The 13,957-nt window shown below is 72.3% G+C and carries 12 protein-coding genes; 11 read left to right on the forward strand and 1 reads right to left on the reverse strand.

From position 1 onward, the window contains the following. Positions 1-119: 119 nt before the first annotated feature. Positions 120-1,103: a UDP-glucose 4-epimerase GalE gene (gene galE / locus OHB09_RS28095; protein WP_093592860.1), complete on the reverse strand. Its 984-nt coding sequence runs from the start codon at positions 1,101-1,103 to the stop codon at positions 120-122. Positions 1,104-1,815: 712 nt separating this feature from the next. Between galE and OHB09_RS28100 the strand changes: the two genes are divergently transcribed. The 11 genes from OHB09_RS28100 to OHB09_RS28150 all read left to right on the forward strand — a co-directional run bounded on the left by OHB09_RS28100 (position 1,816) and on the right by OHB09_RS28150 (position 13,907). Beyond that, on the forward strand, positions 1,816-3,663 hold the full coding sequence (locus tag OHB09_RS28100) for a DUF5941 domain-containing protein (RefSeq protein WP_328730348.1): 1,848 nt from the start codon (positions 1,816-1,818) through the stop codon (positions 3,661-3,663). Beyond that, positions 3,660-4,412: a phosphocholine cytidylyltransferase family protein gene (locus tag OHB09_RS28105; protein ID WP_191851777.1), complete on the forward strand. Its 753-nt coding sequence runs from the start codon at positions 3,660-3,662 to the stop codon at positions 4,410-4,412. Before OHB09_RS28100 ends, OHB09_RS28105 begins: the two co-directional genes overlap by 4 nt. Then, positions 4,400-5,461 (forward strand): iron-containing alcohol dehydrogenase family protein, encoded by a 1,062-nt coding sequence (locus OHB09_RS28110; protein WP_093592854.1) that lies wholly within the window; start codon positions 4,400-4,402, stop codon positions 5,459-5,461. Before OHB09_RS28105 ends, OHB09_RS28110 begins: the two co-directional genes overlap by 13 nt. Further along, positions 5,439-6,218, forward strand: a complete 780-nt coding sequence (locus tag OHB09_RS28115) for a CDP-alcohol phosphatidyltransferase family protein (RefSeq protein ID WP_006139884.1) — start codon at positions 5,439-5,441, stop codon at positions 6,216-6,218. Before OHB09_RS28110 ends, OHB09_RS28115 begins: the two co-directional genes overlap by 23 nt. Before the next feature lie 32 nt (positions 6,219-6,250). Then, positions 6,251-7,132 (forward strand): glycosyltransferase family 2 protein, encoded by an 882-nt coding sequence (locus tag OHB09_RS28120; RefSeq protein WP_040894949.1) that lies wholly within the window; start codon positions 6,251-6,253, stop codon positions 7,130-7,132. Between the two features lie 96 nt (positions 7,133-7,228). Continuing rightward, positions 7,229-8,158 (forward strand): ABC transporter permease, encoded by a 930-nt coding sequence (locus OHB09_RS28125; protein ID WP_006139886.1) that lies wholly within the window; start codon positions 7,229-7,231, stop codon positions 8,156-8,158. Beyond that, complete coding sequence (locus tag OHB09_RS28130; RefSeq protein WP_006139888.1) at positions 8,151-8,924, forward strand: ABC transporter ATP-binding protein; 774 nt, start codon at positions 8,151-8,153, stop codon at positions 8,922-8,924. The genes OHB09_RS28125 and OHB09_RS28130 overlap by 8 nt, the downstream gene beginning before the upstream one ends. A 373-nt stretch (positions 8,925-9,297) precedes the next feature. Next, positions 9,298-10,203 carry a squalene synthase HpnC gene (hpnC, locus tag OHB09_RS28135; protein WP_093593475.1) on the forward strand — a complete coding sequence of 302 codons (906 nt, stop codon included), beginning with the start codon at positions 9,298-9,300 and terminating at the stop codon, positions 10,201-10,203. Continuing rightward, entirely contained in the window at positions 10,200-11,150 is a 951-nt protein-coding gene (gene hpnD, locus OHB09_RS28140) for a presqualene diphosphate synthase HpnD (RefSeq protein ID WP_328922738.1), read from the forward strand. Before hpnC ends, hpnD begins: the two co-directional genes overlap by 4 nt. A gap of 190 nt (positions 11,151-11,340) precedes the next feature. After that, positions 11,341-12,774: a hydroxysqualene dehydroxylase HpnE gene (hpnE, locus tag OHB09_RS28145; protein WP_006139893.1), complete on the forward strand. Its 1,434-nt coding sequence runs from the start codon at positions 11,341-11,343 to the stop codon at positions 12,772-12,774. Beyond that, on the forward strand, positions 12,771-13,907 hold the full coding sequence (locus tag OHB09_RS28150; RefSeq protein ID WP_086010941.1) for a polyprenyl synthetase family protein: 1,137 nt from the start codon (positions 12,771-12,773) through the stop codon (positions 13,905-13,907). The genes hpnE and OHB09_RS28150 overlap by 4 nt, the downstream gene beginning before the upstream one ends. Positions 13,908-13,957: the final 50 nt, after the last annotated feature.

The following is a 13,957-nucleotide window of genomic DNA, read 5'->3' on the forward strand; positions in this document are numbered from 1 at the left end:
CCCGGCACTTCGCTGCCCCGCATGTCCTGCCGGGACGTCACCGGACGGTCACCGGTCGTGGCCGTGATCCCTGATCGTGCCCCGCGCCGAGGGCCGGGAACCGCCCCGCGGGGGCGCACTCACCGGCGTGCGGCCGCCGGGTGGTGCAGGAGCCAGCCCTGCCAGGCCGACTCCACCATCTCGCGCACCCCGCGCCGGGCGCGCCAGTCCAGTTCGCGCGCGGCGCGCGCGGCGGACGCGACGGCGCGCGGGGCATCGCCCGGGCGCCGCGGTTCCACGAGGGCAGGGGTGGTGTCGCCGGTGACCTCGCCGATGAGGGTGATCAGCTCGCGCACCGAGACCCCCTCGCCCCGGCCGATGTTCAGCGTCAGATCGCCCGCCGAGGTCGCCGAGGACAGCCGCCGGGTCGCGGCGAGGTGGGCCTCGGCGAGGTCCGCCACATGAATGTAGTCACGGACACAGGTGCCGTCCGGGGTGGGGTAGTCATCGCCGAAGATGCGCGGGGCCTCGCCCCGGGTGAGGCGGTCCAGGACCATCGGGACGATGTTGTACACGCCGGTGTCCGCCAGGGCGGGCTCGGCGGCGCCGGCCACGTTGAAGTAGCGCAGGCAGGTCGTCGCCATGCCGTGCGCCCGGCCGGCGGCCCGGACCAGCCACTCACCGGCGAGCTTGGTCTCGCCGTAGGGGTTCACGGGGGCGCAGGGGGCGTCCTCCGTGATGAGGTCCACGTCGGGATTGCCGTAGACGGCGGCGGAGGAGGAGAAGACGAACCGCTCGACCCCGGCGCCTGCGGCGGCGTCCAGAAGAGTGGCCAGACCGCCGACGTTCTCCTGGTAGTAGCGGGCCGGCTCGGCCACGGACTCGCCGACCTGCTTGCGGGCGGCGAGGTGGACGATGCCGGTGACGGCGTGCTCGGAGAGCACGCGCTTGAGGAGGGTGGCGTCGAGCGAGGAGCCCGCGACGAGGGGGACGTCGGCGGGGAGGCGGTCGGCAACCCCGGCCGACAGGTCGTCCAGGACCACGACGTGCTCGTTCGCGGTGGTCATGGCCCGGACCACGTGCGCCCCGATGTAACCGGCTCCGCCGGTGATCAGCCAGGTCATGACGCCCCACCCTACGCCGAGCACCTCGCCCCCGCCGCCCGTACCCTCCCCGCGCCCCGGGCGGACGGCACGCGGGGCTCCACCCCGGCACCCCGGCGGGGGGCTCGGCCCCCAGCACCCCCGCACGGGGCTCCGCCCCGTTCCGCGCAGTTCCCCGCGCCCCTGAGAAGCAGCGGCCCAGCCCCGAGACAGACGCCACCCTCCCGTTCCCGGTCGGCGGCACGGCCGCCTCGGGGGGGCGCCGGCCTGTGTCGTTCTGCGGCTTCGCCGCGTGGGTGCGGTCCGAGGGGTCGTGCTCTCGGCTTCCGGTCGGCCCGGTCGGCCCAGGGGCGCGGGGAACTGCGCACACGGCGACGCCACCCGGCCTTGACCTGTGAACCCCCGGCCGACCCACGCGAACCCCCGAGCCACCACGCGCTCCGACCCCGGGCGAGCCCACCCCCTCCCCACCGGCGGAGCCATTTCGTACGGTTCGCCCCAGGGGGCGACCCCCCGGTTTGGAGGCCAACCCCCGCATGACCCAAGATGATCGCGGCCGGAGGCGGCCGACCGGTGGGCGGACCCCCGCGTGAACACGCGGTGAACTCGCACTTCCGGCCATCCGATAACCTCTGCCGACACGTCGCCCCACCGGGCAGTACGCCCAGGGACGTACGGTCCCCTTCATCGCGCACGCCGAGGCGTGCCCGCGCCGGCCCAGGGAGTGAGTTCGCTGTCGACCGCCATCCTCACCGGTCAGCCGGTACCCGGATCGTCGCTCGAGGGCGATCTGCGGTCGCTCGGCTTCGAGGTGCGGATCGCCTCGGACGTCGGTGACGTCGAGGCCCTCCTCACCGCCCTTCCCGCCGACCGCCGCGTCGCCCTCGTCGACGCCCGCTTCGTGGGCCACCTCCACGCCCTGCGGCTCGGCCTCACCGACCCCCGCTTCGACGCCGCCGCCCTCCCGGGCGCCGTCACCGCGCGTCCCGCCGCGCGCCAGGCGCTCGCCCGCGCCCTGGCCGGCGCCCGCGCGGCCACCACGGGGGCCGCGGACAACGGGGGCGTGACCGCCACCGTCGTCCTCGAGGACCTGCCCGACCTCCCCGGGCGCCTCGCCGCGGCCCTGGAGGCGGAGGACACCGCCGTGCACCGGCCCGAGCTCGGCTCGCTCGTGGCCACCGTCCCCACGGACCCGCAGGCCCGCAACGAGGCCCGGCAGGCCGTCGCCGCCGTCGACGACGAGGCGATCCGGCTGAAGTCCGCAGTGAAGTCCCGCGACGGCTTCTTCACCACGCACTTCATCAGCCCCTACTCCCGCTATCTCGCCCGCTGGTGCGCCCGCCGCGGTCTGACCCCCAACCAGGTCACCACCGCTTCCCTGCTCACCGCGCTGATCGCGGCCGGCTGCGCGGCCACCGGCACCCGCGCCGGCTTCGTCGCCGCCGGCGTCCTGCTGATCGCCTCGTTCGTCCTGGACTGCACCGACGGCCAGCTCGCCCGCTACTCGCTGCAGTACTCCACGCTCGGCGCCTGGCTCGACGCGACCTTCGACCGGGCCAAGGAGTACGCCTACTACGCGGGCCTCGCCCTCGGCGCCGCCCGCTACGCCGGCCCCGGCGGCCACGATGACGTATGGGCGCTCGCGCTCGGCGCGATGGTCCTGCAGACCTGCCGGCACGTCGTCGACTTCGCCTTCAACGAGGCGAACGTCGGGGAGTCCGGCGCCGCCAACAGCAGCCCCACCGCCGGCCTCTCCGGCAAGCTCGACCGGGTCGGCTGGACGGTCTGGCTGCGCCGCATGATCGTGCTGCCGATCGGTGAGCGCTGGGCGATGATCGCCGTGCTCACCGCGCTCACCACGCCCCGCGTCACCTTCGTCGTGCTGCTGATCGGCTGCGCCCTCGCCGCCCTCTACACGACCTCCGGTCGCGTCCTGCGCTCGCTGACCAACAAGGCACCCCGCAGCGACCGGGCCACCCGCGCGCTGGCCGACCTCGCCGACGCCGGACCGCTCACCGAGGCGCTGACCCGGGCCGTGCGCCGGGTGCCCGGCGGCGCCGCCCCGTTCCTCGCCGTCCTCGGCGGAGCGCTGGTCGTGCTCGCCGCCGCACTGTGGGGCGCGAGCTGGGCCACCGCCGCGGCCGCCGCCGTCTATGTGCTGACCTCCTCCGCCGCCGTCGCACGCCCCCTGACCGGCGCGCTCGACTGGCTCGTCCCGCCCTTCTTCCGGGCCGCCGAATACGGCACGATCCTCGTGCTCGCGGCCCGGTCCGAGGTGAACGGGGCGTTGCCTGCGGCCTTCGGGCTGGTTGCGGCGGTCGCCTACCATCACTACGACACGGTGTACCGCATCCGCGGCAACGCCGGCGCGCCCCCGCGCCGGCTGGTGCGGGCGATCGGGGGGCACGAGGGCAGGACACTGCTCGTCGCCGTCCTCGCCGCGGCACTCACCGCCACCGCTTTCCAGGTCGCGCTCACGGTGCTCGCCGTGGCCGTGGCACTCGTGGTGCTCGCCGAGAGCATCCGCTTCTGGGTCTCCGCTGGAGCACCCGCCGTACACGATGAAGGAGAACCCGCATGATCGGCCTCGTGCTGGCGGCCGGCGCCGGACGGCGTCTGCGTCCCTACACCGACACCCTGCCCAAGGCGCTGGTGCCGGTCGGGCCCGAGGGCGCGGAGGACAGCATCACCGTGCTGGACATCGCCCTCGGCAACTTCGCCGAGATCGGCCTGACCGAGGTCGCGATCATCGTCGGTTACGCCAAGGAGGCCATCTACGAGCGCCGCGAGGCCCTCGAGCAGCGTTACGGCCTGAAGATCACCCTGATCGACAACGACAAGGCCGAGGAGTGGAACAACGCCTACTCCCTGTGGTGCGGCCGGGACGCGATCAAGCACTCGGTGATCCTCGCCAACGGCGACACCGTCCACCCGGTCTCCGTCGAGAAGACCCTGCTGGCCGCCCGCGGTGACGGCAAGAAGATCATCCTCGCCGTCGACACCGTGAAGTCGCTGGCCGACGAGGAGATGAAGGTCGTCGTCGACCCCGAGAAGGGCATGACGAAGATCACCAAGCTGATGGACCCGGCGGAGGCGTCCGGCGAGTACATCGGCGTCACCCTCATCGAGGGCGAGGCCGCCGACGAGCTCGGCGACGCGCTGAAGACGGTCTGGGAGACCGACCCGCAGCAGTTCTACGAGCACGGCTACCAGGAGCTCGTCAACCGGGGCTTCCAGATCGACGTGGCGCCCATCGGCGACGTCCAGTGGGTCGAGATCGACAACCACGACGACCTCGCCAGGGGACGGGAGATCGCGTGCCGGTACTGACTCGGCTCATCCCCTCGCCGATCGTCGTGGACATCCGCCCGGGTGCCCTCGACGATCTGGCCACGGTCCTGGCCGACCAGCGGATCTCCTCCTCCGGGAAGCTGGCCGTCGCGATCAGCGGCGGCTCCGGTGCCCGGCTCCGCGAGCGGATCTCGCCCGCGCTGCCCGACGCCGACTGGTTCGAGGTCGGCGGCGGCACTCTGGACAACGCGATCAAGCTCGCCGAGGCCATGAAGCGCGGTCACTACGACGCGGTCGTGGGCCTGGGCGGCGGCAAGATCATCGACTGCGCCAAGTTCGCCGCGGCCCGCGTCGGGCTGCCGCTGGTCGCCGTCGCGACGAACCTGTCGCACGACGGCCTGTGCTCCCCGGTCGCGACCCTCGACAACGACGCCGGGCGCGGCTCCTACGGCGTGCCCAACCCGATCGCCGTCGTCATCGACCTCGACGTCATCCGCGCCGCCCCGGTCCGCTTCGTGCGCTCCGGGATCGGCGACGCCCTGTCCAACATCTCCGCGGTGGCGGACTGGGAGCTGGCCAACCGGGAGAAGGGCGAGTCCATAGACGGCCTCGCCGCCGCGATGGCCCGCCAGGCCGGCGAGGCCGTGCTGCGCCACCCCGGCGGGGTCGGCGACGACAGCTTCCTGCAGGTGCTGGCCGAGGGCCTCGTCCTCACCGGCATCTCCATGTCGGTCGCGGGCGACTCCCGCCCCGCCTCCGGCGCCTGCCACGAGATCAACCACGCCTTCGACCTGCTCTTCCCCAAGCGTGCCGCCAGCCACGGCGAGCAGTGCGGGATGGGCGCGGCCTTCGCGATGCACCTGCGCGGAGCCCGCGAGGAGTCGGCGTACATGGCCGCGGTGCTGCGCCGCCACGGCCTTCCGGTGCTGCCCGAGGACATCGGGTTCACCCCGGAGGAGTTCGTCCAGGTCGTGGAGTTCGCCCCGAGCACCCGCCCCGGCCGCTACACCGTCCTGGAACACCTCGACCTGTCCACCGACCAGATCAGGGACGCATACGCCGACTATGCAAAAGCCATCGGTAGCTGAGCTCCGCCCGGTCGTCCACCCCGCGGGGGTCAAGGACCGGCGCAGCGGTGAGCACTGGGGCGGCCGCCTCTACATGCGCGAGATCTCGCTGCGCATAGACCGCCACCTGGTGAACACCCGGGTCACGCCCAACCAGCTGACGTACCTGATGACCGTGTGCGGCGTGCTCGCCGCACCGGCGCTGCTGGTGCCCGGCATCCCCGGCGCCGTCCTCGGCGTCGTCGCCGTCCAGCTGTACCTGCTGCTGGACTGCGTGGACGGCGAGGTCGCCCGCTGGAAGAAGCAGTTCTCGCTCGGCGGGGTCTACCTCGACCGGGTCGGGGCCTACCTCACGGACGCCGCCGTCCTCGTCGGCTTCGGGCTGCGCGCCGCCGACCTGTTCGGCAGCGGGCGGATCGACTGGCTGTGGGCCTTCCTCGGCACGCTCGCCGCGCTGGGCGCCATCCTGATCAAGGCGGAGACCGACCTGGTCGGCGTCGCTCGTCACCAGACCGGAAAGGAGCCCGTCAAGGAGGCGGCCTCCGAGCCGCGCTCCTCCGGCATGGCTCTGGCCCGCCGGGCGGCCGCCGCGCTCAAGTTCCACCGCCTGGTCCTGGGCATAGAGGCGTCCCTGCTGATCCTGGTCCTGGCGATCGTGGACCAGATCCGCGGCGATTTGTTCTTCTCCCGGCTCGGGGTCGCCGTCCTCGCGGGCATCGCGCTGCTGCAGACCCTGCTGCACCTGGTGTCCATCCTCGCCTCGAGCAGGCTCAAATGAGTGCCGGCACGGGAGGGGGCGGGGAGAACGGCCTGAAGGTCGGCGCGGTGATCATCACCATGGGCAACCGCCCCGAGGAACTGCGCGCCCTCCTCGACTCGGTCGCCAAGCAGGACGGCGACCCGGTCGAGGTGGTCGTGGTCGGTAACGGCTCCCCGGTGCCCGAGGTGCCGGAGGGCGTGCGGACGGTGGAGCTGCCGGAGAACCTCGGCATCCCCGGCGGCCGCAACGTCGGCATCGAGGCCTTCGGGCCCGGCGGCGGAGACGGCACAGACGTCGATATCCTGCTCTTCCTGGACGACGACGGCCTCCTCGCCCGCACCGACACCGCCGAGCTGTGCCGGCAGGCCTTCGCCGCCGACCCGGAGCTGGGCATCATCAGCTTCCGCATCGCGGACCCGGAGACCGGCGTCACCCAGCGCCGGCACGTGCCGCGGCTGCGGGCCTCGGACCCGATGCGCTCCTCCCGGGTGACCACCTTCCTCGGCGGCGCCAACGCCGTCCGCACGAAGGTGTTCGCCGAGGTCGGAGCGCTGCCCGGCGAGTTCTTCTACGCCCACGAGGAGACCGACCTCGCCTGGCGGGCGCTGAACGCGGGCTGGATGATCGACTACCGCTCCGACATGGTGCTGTTCCACCCGACGACGGCGCCCTCCCGGCACGCGGTCTACCACCGCATGGTCGCCCGCAACCGGGTCTGGCTCGCCCGCCGCAACCTGCCCGCCCTGCTCGTCCCCGTCTACCTCGGGGTCTGGCTGCTCCTCACGCTGGCCCGGCGTCCCTCGGGGGCCGCGCTGAAGGCCTGGTTCGGCGGCTTCCGGGAAGGCTGGGCCTCCTCCTGCGGACCCCGTCGGCCCATGAAGTGGCGTACGGTGTGGCGGCTGACCCGACTGGGCCGGCCACCGATCATCTGACAAGCTCGATATCTGAGAGCATGCGGGACGACACCACGCCCCGGGCTCTTCCCTGCCCATCAGGCGCGCATCTTTGAGGACGAAAGCTTCCTACCTGTGAGTGAGACCACGCACGACGGCGGAGTCGCGGTGAGCGCCCGGCCGTCGCCCGATGACGGGATGAGCGCGGCCGACCTGGCCGCCAAGTACGGGCTGAGCGTCAGCGGCGCCCGGCCCGGGCTCGTCGAGTACATCCGCCAGTTGTGGGGGCGACGCCATTTCATCCTCGCCTTCTCGCAGGCGAAGCTCACCGCCCAGTACAGCCAGGCCAAGCTGGGTCAGCTATGGCAGGTGGCGACACCGCTGCTCAACGCGGCCGTCTACTACCTGATCTTCGGTCTGATCCTGAACGCCAGCCGGGGCATGTCGCACGACGTGTACATCCCGTTCCTGGTGACCGGCGTCTTCACCTTCACCTTCACCCAGAGCTCGGTGATGTCGGGCGTGCGGGCGATCTCCGGCAACCTCGGGCTGGTGCGCGCGCTGCACTTCCCGCGCGCCTCGCTCCCCATCTCCTTCGCCCTCCAGCAGCTCCAGCAGCTGCTCTTCTCGATGATCGTCATGGTCCTCGTGGTGGTCGGCTTCGGCAGCATGCCGGGACTGTCCTGGGCGCTGGTCGTGCCGATCCTCGTGCTGCAGTTCCTCTTCAACACCGGCCTCGCGATGATCATGGCGCGGCTCGGTTCGAAGACCCCGGACCTCGCCCAGCTGATGCCGTTCGTGATGCGCACCTGGATGTACGCCTCCGGTGTCATGTTCTCCATCACGCACATGCTCAAGGGCCGGCCGGAGTGGATCGCCGACGTGCTGCAGGTGAACCCGGCCGCCGTCTACATGGATCTGATGCGCTTCGCGCTGATCGACGAGTACGGCTCCTCGAACCTGCCGTCCCACGTCTGGGCCATCGCACTGTTCTGGGCCGTCGTCCTCTTCGCAGGCGGGTTCGTGTTCTTCTGGAAGGCGGAAGAGAGGTACGGCCGTGGCTGAGCAGCACTCCGACCGCCCCACCGTGATCGCGGACGATCTGCACATCGTCTACCGGGTCAACGGCTCCCGCGGGGGCAAGGGCAGCGCCACCTCCGCCCTCAGCCGCATCATCAGGCGGGGTGAGGAGCGGGGCGTGCGCAAGGTGCACGCCGTGCGCGGTGTCTCCTTCACCTCCTACCGGGGCGAGGCCATCGGCCTGATCGGCTCCAACGGCTCCGGCAAGTCCACCCTGCTGCGGGCCATCGCCGGGCTGCTGCCCGCCGAGAGCGGCAAGGTCTACACCGACGGCCAGCCCTCGCTGCTCGGCGTCAACGCCGCCCTGATGAACGACCTCACCGGCGAGCGCAACGTCATCCTCGGCGGTCTCGCGATGGGAATGTCCCGCGAGCAGATCAGGGAGCGGTACCAGGACATCGTCGAGTTCTCCGGCATCAACGAGAAGGGCGACTTCATCACCCTGCCGATGCGGACGTACTCCTCCGGCATGGCGGCGCGGCTGCGGTTCTCCATCGCCGCCGCCAAGGACCACGACGTCCTCATGATCGACGAGGCGCTCGCCACCGGTGACCGCAAGTTCCAGAAGCGTTCCGAGCAGCGCATCAGGGAACTGCGGAAGCAGGCCGGCACGGTCTTCCTCGTGAGCCACAACAACAAGTCGATCCGCGACACGTGCGACCGCGTGCTCTGGCTGGAGCGCGGCGAGCTGCGCATGGACGGCCCGACCGCTGAGGTTCTCAAGGAGTACGAGAAATTCACGGGCAAATAGCCCGCAATGACCCGCTCGTGCGCAAGGGGCCCCGCCGGAGTGAACCGGCGGGGCCCTGTCATTCGCAAAGGAAACGTCAACTCCTGTCGCCGTTAGGAATCTTGACGGCAATCGGTGTGTTGTTGTGATGTGCAGGACACCCCCGCGCGGCAGGCTGCGTTGTACAACGTAAGCTGAGCTTCGGTGCTGATTCGCGGCAACCGGGTCGATAACGCGCGAGATCAGCACGAAGGCCGCGCGGCGCGGACATCAGGGCGACGTGTTCTAAATAGGATGTATTCGGTCCGCAGTGGAGAACGGGAGACGTGACGGCAATGGCTACGGATGAACCTCACCTCCGCGAGGCATGCGCCGTCTCCCGGCCGGGCGGCTCATGGTGACCGAAGCCGGCGCCAGGCGGGCCGGCGATCCCGGGCGCGACACCCTCGACAAGGCCGCGGACGAGAACTTTCCCGTGGCCCCCTTCTTCCTGCCCCGCGCCTGGCGCGAGGACCTGATGGCCGTCTACGGCTTCGCCCGCCTCGTCGACGACATCGGTGACGGCGATCTCGCCCCCGGCGGCGCCGACGCCCGGCTCCTCGGCGTCGCACCCGAACGGGCGGACGACCGGCTCGCCCTGCTCGACGCCTTCGAGGCCGATCTGCACCGGGTCTTCGACGCCACCCCGCGCCACCCCCTCCTGCGCCGGCTGCAGCCGACGGTCCGGCGCCGTGCGCTGACCCCCGAACCCTTCCTCGGGCTGATCGCCGCCAACCGCCAGGACCAGCTCGTCACCCGCTACGAGACCTACGAGGACCTGCTCGCCTACTGCGAGCTGTCGGCCAACCCGGTCGGCCGCCTCGTACTCGCCGTCACCGGCACCACGACCCCCGAACGCGTCCGCCGCTCCGATCTCATCTGCACCGCGCTGCAGATCGTCGAGCATCTCCAGGACGTCGCCGAGGACCTGGGCCGCGACCGCATCTACCTCCCCGCCGAGGACATGAAACGCTTTCACGTCCAGGAGGCGGACCTCGCCACTCCCTCAGCAGGCGCATCGGTGCGCGCACTGGTTGCATTCGAAGCAGAACGCGCCCGCGAACTGCTGAATGAAGGCGCCCCCCTGGTGGGTAGCGTCCACGGCAGGCTCAAACTGCTGCTCGCAGGGTTCGTGGCAGGAGGAAGGGCGGCGGTCGAAGCGATCGCCGCCGCCGATTTCGACGTACTTCCCGGCCCGCCCAGACCCGGCAAGCTCCGGCTGCTGCGCGAGGTGGGCGTGACTCTGCGAGGAGAGGGGTGATCCGGACCGTGGAGTCGGAACAACACGTGTCCCCACCGGTACTCGCCGCGTACCGCTACTGCGAGACCGTCACCGGGCAGCAGGCCCGCAACTTCGCGTACGGCATCAGACTGCTGCCGACGCCGAAGCGCCGCGCGATGTCCGCGCTCTACGCGTTCTCGCGGCGGGTGGACGACATCGGTGACGGCGATCTGGCGGACGACGTCAAGAAGACCCGCCTGGAGGAGACCCGGGCGCTGCTCACCCGGGTCCGCGCGGGCGAGGTGGGGGAGGACGACACCGATCCGGTGGCCGTCGCCCTCGCGCACGCCGCCGACCGGTTCCCGATCCCGCTCGGCGGGCTCGACGAGCTCCTCGACGGCGTCCTGATGGACGTCGCGGGCGAGACCTACGAGACCTGGGACGACCTCAAGGCGTACTGCCGCTGCGTCGCCGGCGCCATCGGGCGGCTCTCGCTCGGCGTGTTCGGCACCGAACCCGGAGCGCCCGGCGCCGACCGCGCCTCCGAGTACGCGGACACCCTGGGGCTCGCCCTGCAGCTCACCAACATCCTGCGGGACGTGCGTGAGGACGCCGAGACCGGCCGCACCTACCTCCCCGCCGACGACCTGGCGAAGTTCGGCTGCGCCGGCGGCTTCACCGGACCCCTCCCACCCGAGGGCTCCGACTTCGCGGGCCTCGTGCACTTCGAAGTGCGTCGGGCCCGCGCCCTTTTCGCCGAGGGCTACCGGCTGCTGCCCCTGCTCGACCGGCGCAGCGGCGCCTGCGTCGCCGCCATGGCGGGCATCTACCGCCGGCTCCTCGACCGCATCGAGCGCGAACCGGAGGCCGTGCTGCGCGGCCGGGTCTCGCTGCCCGGGCACGAGAAGGCCTATGTCGCCGTGCGCGGCCTGTCCGGCCTCGACGCCCGGAACGTCACCCGGCGCACCGTCAGGAGGCGTGCTTGATGAGCTCCGCCCCCCGCCCGCAGGGCACGCCGGGTGGGCACGGCCCCGACCGCCCGCCGGCCTGCGTGGACACGCTTTCGCAACGGCGGGAGAGCCGGGCAACCCTGTGCCCCCGCACCGCGTCCCTGACTGCGTCGGTCCGCCGCACTCACCACTGCCGCGGCGGGGCCGCCGCAGGAAAGGGTGTGCGATGAGCGAGGCCACGCTGCCGGGCGAGCCGGAAGCGGGTACGGCCGGCCGGGCCGGAGCGCCGGCCACCGCCGTCGTGATCGGCGGCGGTCTTGCCGGCATCACCAGCGCGCTCGCGCTCGCCGACGCCGGCGTCCGGGTCACCCTGCTGGAGGGCAGGCCCCGCCTCGGCGGGCTGGCCTTCTCCTTCCACCGCGGCGACCTCACCGTCGACAACGGCCAGCACGTCTACCTGCGCTGCTGCACCGCCTACCGCTGGTTCCTCGACCGCATCGACGCCGCCTCCCTCGCCCCGCTGCAGGACCGGCTCGAGGTCCCCGTCGTCGATCCGCGGCGCAAGCCGGGACGCAGACTCGGCACTCTGCGGCGCGACGCGCTGCCGGTGCCCCTGCACCTCGGACGCAGCCTCGCCACCTACCCGCACCTCTCGCTGGCCGAGCGCGCGAAGGTGGGCAGAGCCGCCCTCGCCCTCCGTGCCCTGGACCTCGCGGACCCCGCGCTGGACGAACGGGACTTCGCCGGCTGGCTGGCCGAGCACGGCCAGTCCGAGCGTGCCGTCGAGGCACTGTGGGACCTCGTGGGGGTCGCCACCCTCAACGCGGTGGCCAAGGACGCGTCCCTGGCGCTCGCCGCGATGGTGTTCAAGACCGGTCTGCTGTCCGACCCGGGAGCGGCCGACATCGGCTGGGCCCGCGTCCCGCTGGGCGAACTGCACGACACCCTGGCCCGCAAGGCGCTCGACTCCGCGGGCGTGCGTACCGAAGTCCGTACACGAGTCACCTCCGTCTCCCCTTACGGGAACGGGCGCTGGGCGGTTCAGGTTCCCGGCGAGACCCTCGAGGCCGACACCGTCGTCCTCGCCGTGCCCCAGCGCGAGGCCCACGGCCTGCTGCCCGAGGGAGCGCTGGAGGAGCCCGAGAGACTGCTGGAGATCGGCACCGCGCCCATCCTCAACGTGCACGTCGTCTACGACCGCAAGGTGCTGACCCGGCCCTTCTTCGCCGCCCTCGGCTCACCCGTGCAGTGGGTCTTCGACCGCACCGAGGCCTCCGGACTGCGCGAGGGCCAGTACCTCGCCCTCTCCCAGTCGGCCGCCCAGGACTGGATCGACGAGCCGGTGGCCGCCCTGCGGGAGCGATTCCTGCCCGAGCTGGAGCGGCTGCTGCCCGCCGCCCGCGAGGCCCGGGTGCGCGACTTCTTCGTCACCCGCGAACGCACCGCCACCTTCGACCCCGCCCCCGGCACCGGACGGCTGCGGCCCGGTGCCCGTACCCGAGCTCCCGGCCTGTACCTGGCCGGTGCGTGGACCGCCACCGGGTGGCCCGCGACCATGGAGGGCGCGGTCCGCAGTGGCGCCGCCGCCGCCGACGCGGCGCTCGGCGCGCTGGGCCGGCCCCGCGACCATCTCCTCGCCCTGCACGAGGAGGCGGCATGACAACGGACGGGCGGACGACCGCCACCCGCGCTCCCGGTAACGCGACAAGAGGAGAGACTGTGCCCACCGTGCCCCCGGCGTCCACGGCCGCGTCAGCGACCGAAGTGGACGTGACCGCGCTCCTGGAGCGCGGCCGCACCCTGGCCACCCCGGTACTCCGGGCGGCCGTCGACCGCTTGGCGCCGCCGATGGACACCGTCGCCGCCTATCACTTCGGCTGGATCGACGCCGCCGGCAACCCCGCCGACGGCGACGGCGGCAAGGCCGTGCGCCCCGCCCTCGCCCTGCTCTCCGCGCAGGCCGCGGGCGCCGCCCCCGAGGTCGGCGTCCCCGGTGCCGTCGCCGTCGAGCTGGTGCACAACTTCTCGCTGCTGCACGACGACCTGATGGACGGCGACGAGCAGCGCCGTCACCGCGACACGGTGTGGAAGGTGCACGGGCCCGCCCAGGCCATCCTGGTCGGCGACGCCCTGTTCGCGCTGGCAGGCGAGGTCCTGCTGGAACTCGGCACCGTCGAGGCAGGCCGCGCGGCCCGCCGCCTCACCTCCGCCACCCGCGCGCTGATCGACGGCCAGGCCCAGGACATCTCCTACGAGCACCGCGACCGCGTCAGCGTCGAGGAGTGCCTGGAGATGGAGGGCAACAAGACCGGAGCCCTGCTCGCCTGCGCCTGCTCCATCGGCGCCGTCCTCGGCGGCGCCGACGACGAGGTGGCCGACACGCTGGAGACCTACGGCCACCACCTCGGCCTGGCCTTCCAGGCCGTCGACGACCTCCTCGGCATCTGGGGCGACCCGGACGCCACCGGGAAACAGGCCTGGAGCGATCTGCGCCAGCGAAAGAAGTCGCTGCCCGTCGTCGCCGCGCTCGCCGCCGGCGGCCCCGCCTCCGAGCGGCTGGGCCGGATCCTCGCCGAGGACGCCAAGAGCAGCGACTTCGAGAACTTCTCCGAGGAGGAGTTCGCCGCGCGCGCCGCGCTCATCGAGGAGGCCGGCGGCCGCGAGTGGACCGCCGGGGAGGCCCGCCGCCAGCACGAGGTGGCGGTGCGGGCACTGGACTCGGTCCGGATGCCGGACCAGGTGCGGGCGCAGCTCGTGGCGCTCGCCGACTTCGTCGTCGTACGGAAGAGATGATCACTATCGGTTCAACGAACCTCGCGTAGTCGCCGGCCGGTGCCGCGAGC

This window comes from Streptomyces griseoaurantiacus (assembly GCF_036189845.1).
GTDB lineage: Bacteria > Actinomycetota > Actinomycetes > Streptomycetales > Streptomycetaceae > Streptomyces > Streptomyces griseoaurantiacus.

Excerpts from the sequence above, each read along its gene's own strand:
- OHB09_RS28105 (WP_191851777.1), top strand. The coding sequence starts at position 3,660 with ATGATCGGCCTCGTGCTGGCGGCCGGCGCCGGACGGCGTCTGCGTCCC.
- hpnC (WP_093593475.1), top strand. The coding sequence starts at position 9,298 with ATGGTGACCGAAGCCGGCGCCAGGCGGGCCGGCGATCCCGGGCGCGAC.
- galE (WP_093592860.1), bottom strand. The coding sequence starts at position 1,103 with ATGACCTGGCTGATCACCGGCGGAGCCGGTTACATCGGGGCGCACGTG.
- OHB09_RS28115 (WP_006139884.1), top strand. The coding sequence starts at position 5,439 with ATGCAAAAGCCATCGGTAGCTGAGCTCCGCCCGGTCGTCCACCCCGCG.
- OHB09_RS28150 (WP_086010941.1), top strand. The coding sequence starts at position 12,771 with ATGACAACGGACGGGCGGACGACCGCCACCCGCGCTCCCGGTAACGCG.
- hpnE (WP_006139893.1), top strand. The coding sequence starts at position 11,341 with ATGAGCGAGGCCACGCTGCCGGGCGAGCCGGAAGCGGGTACGGCCGGC.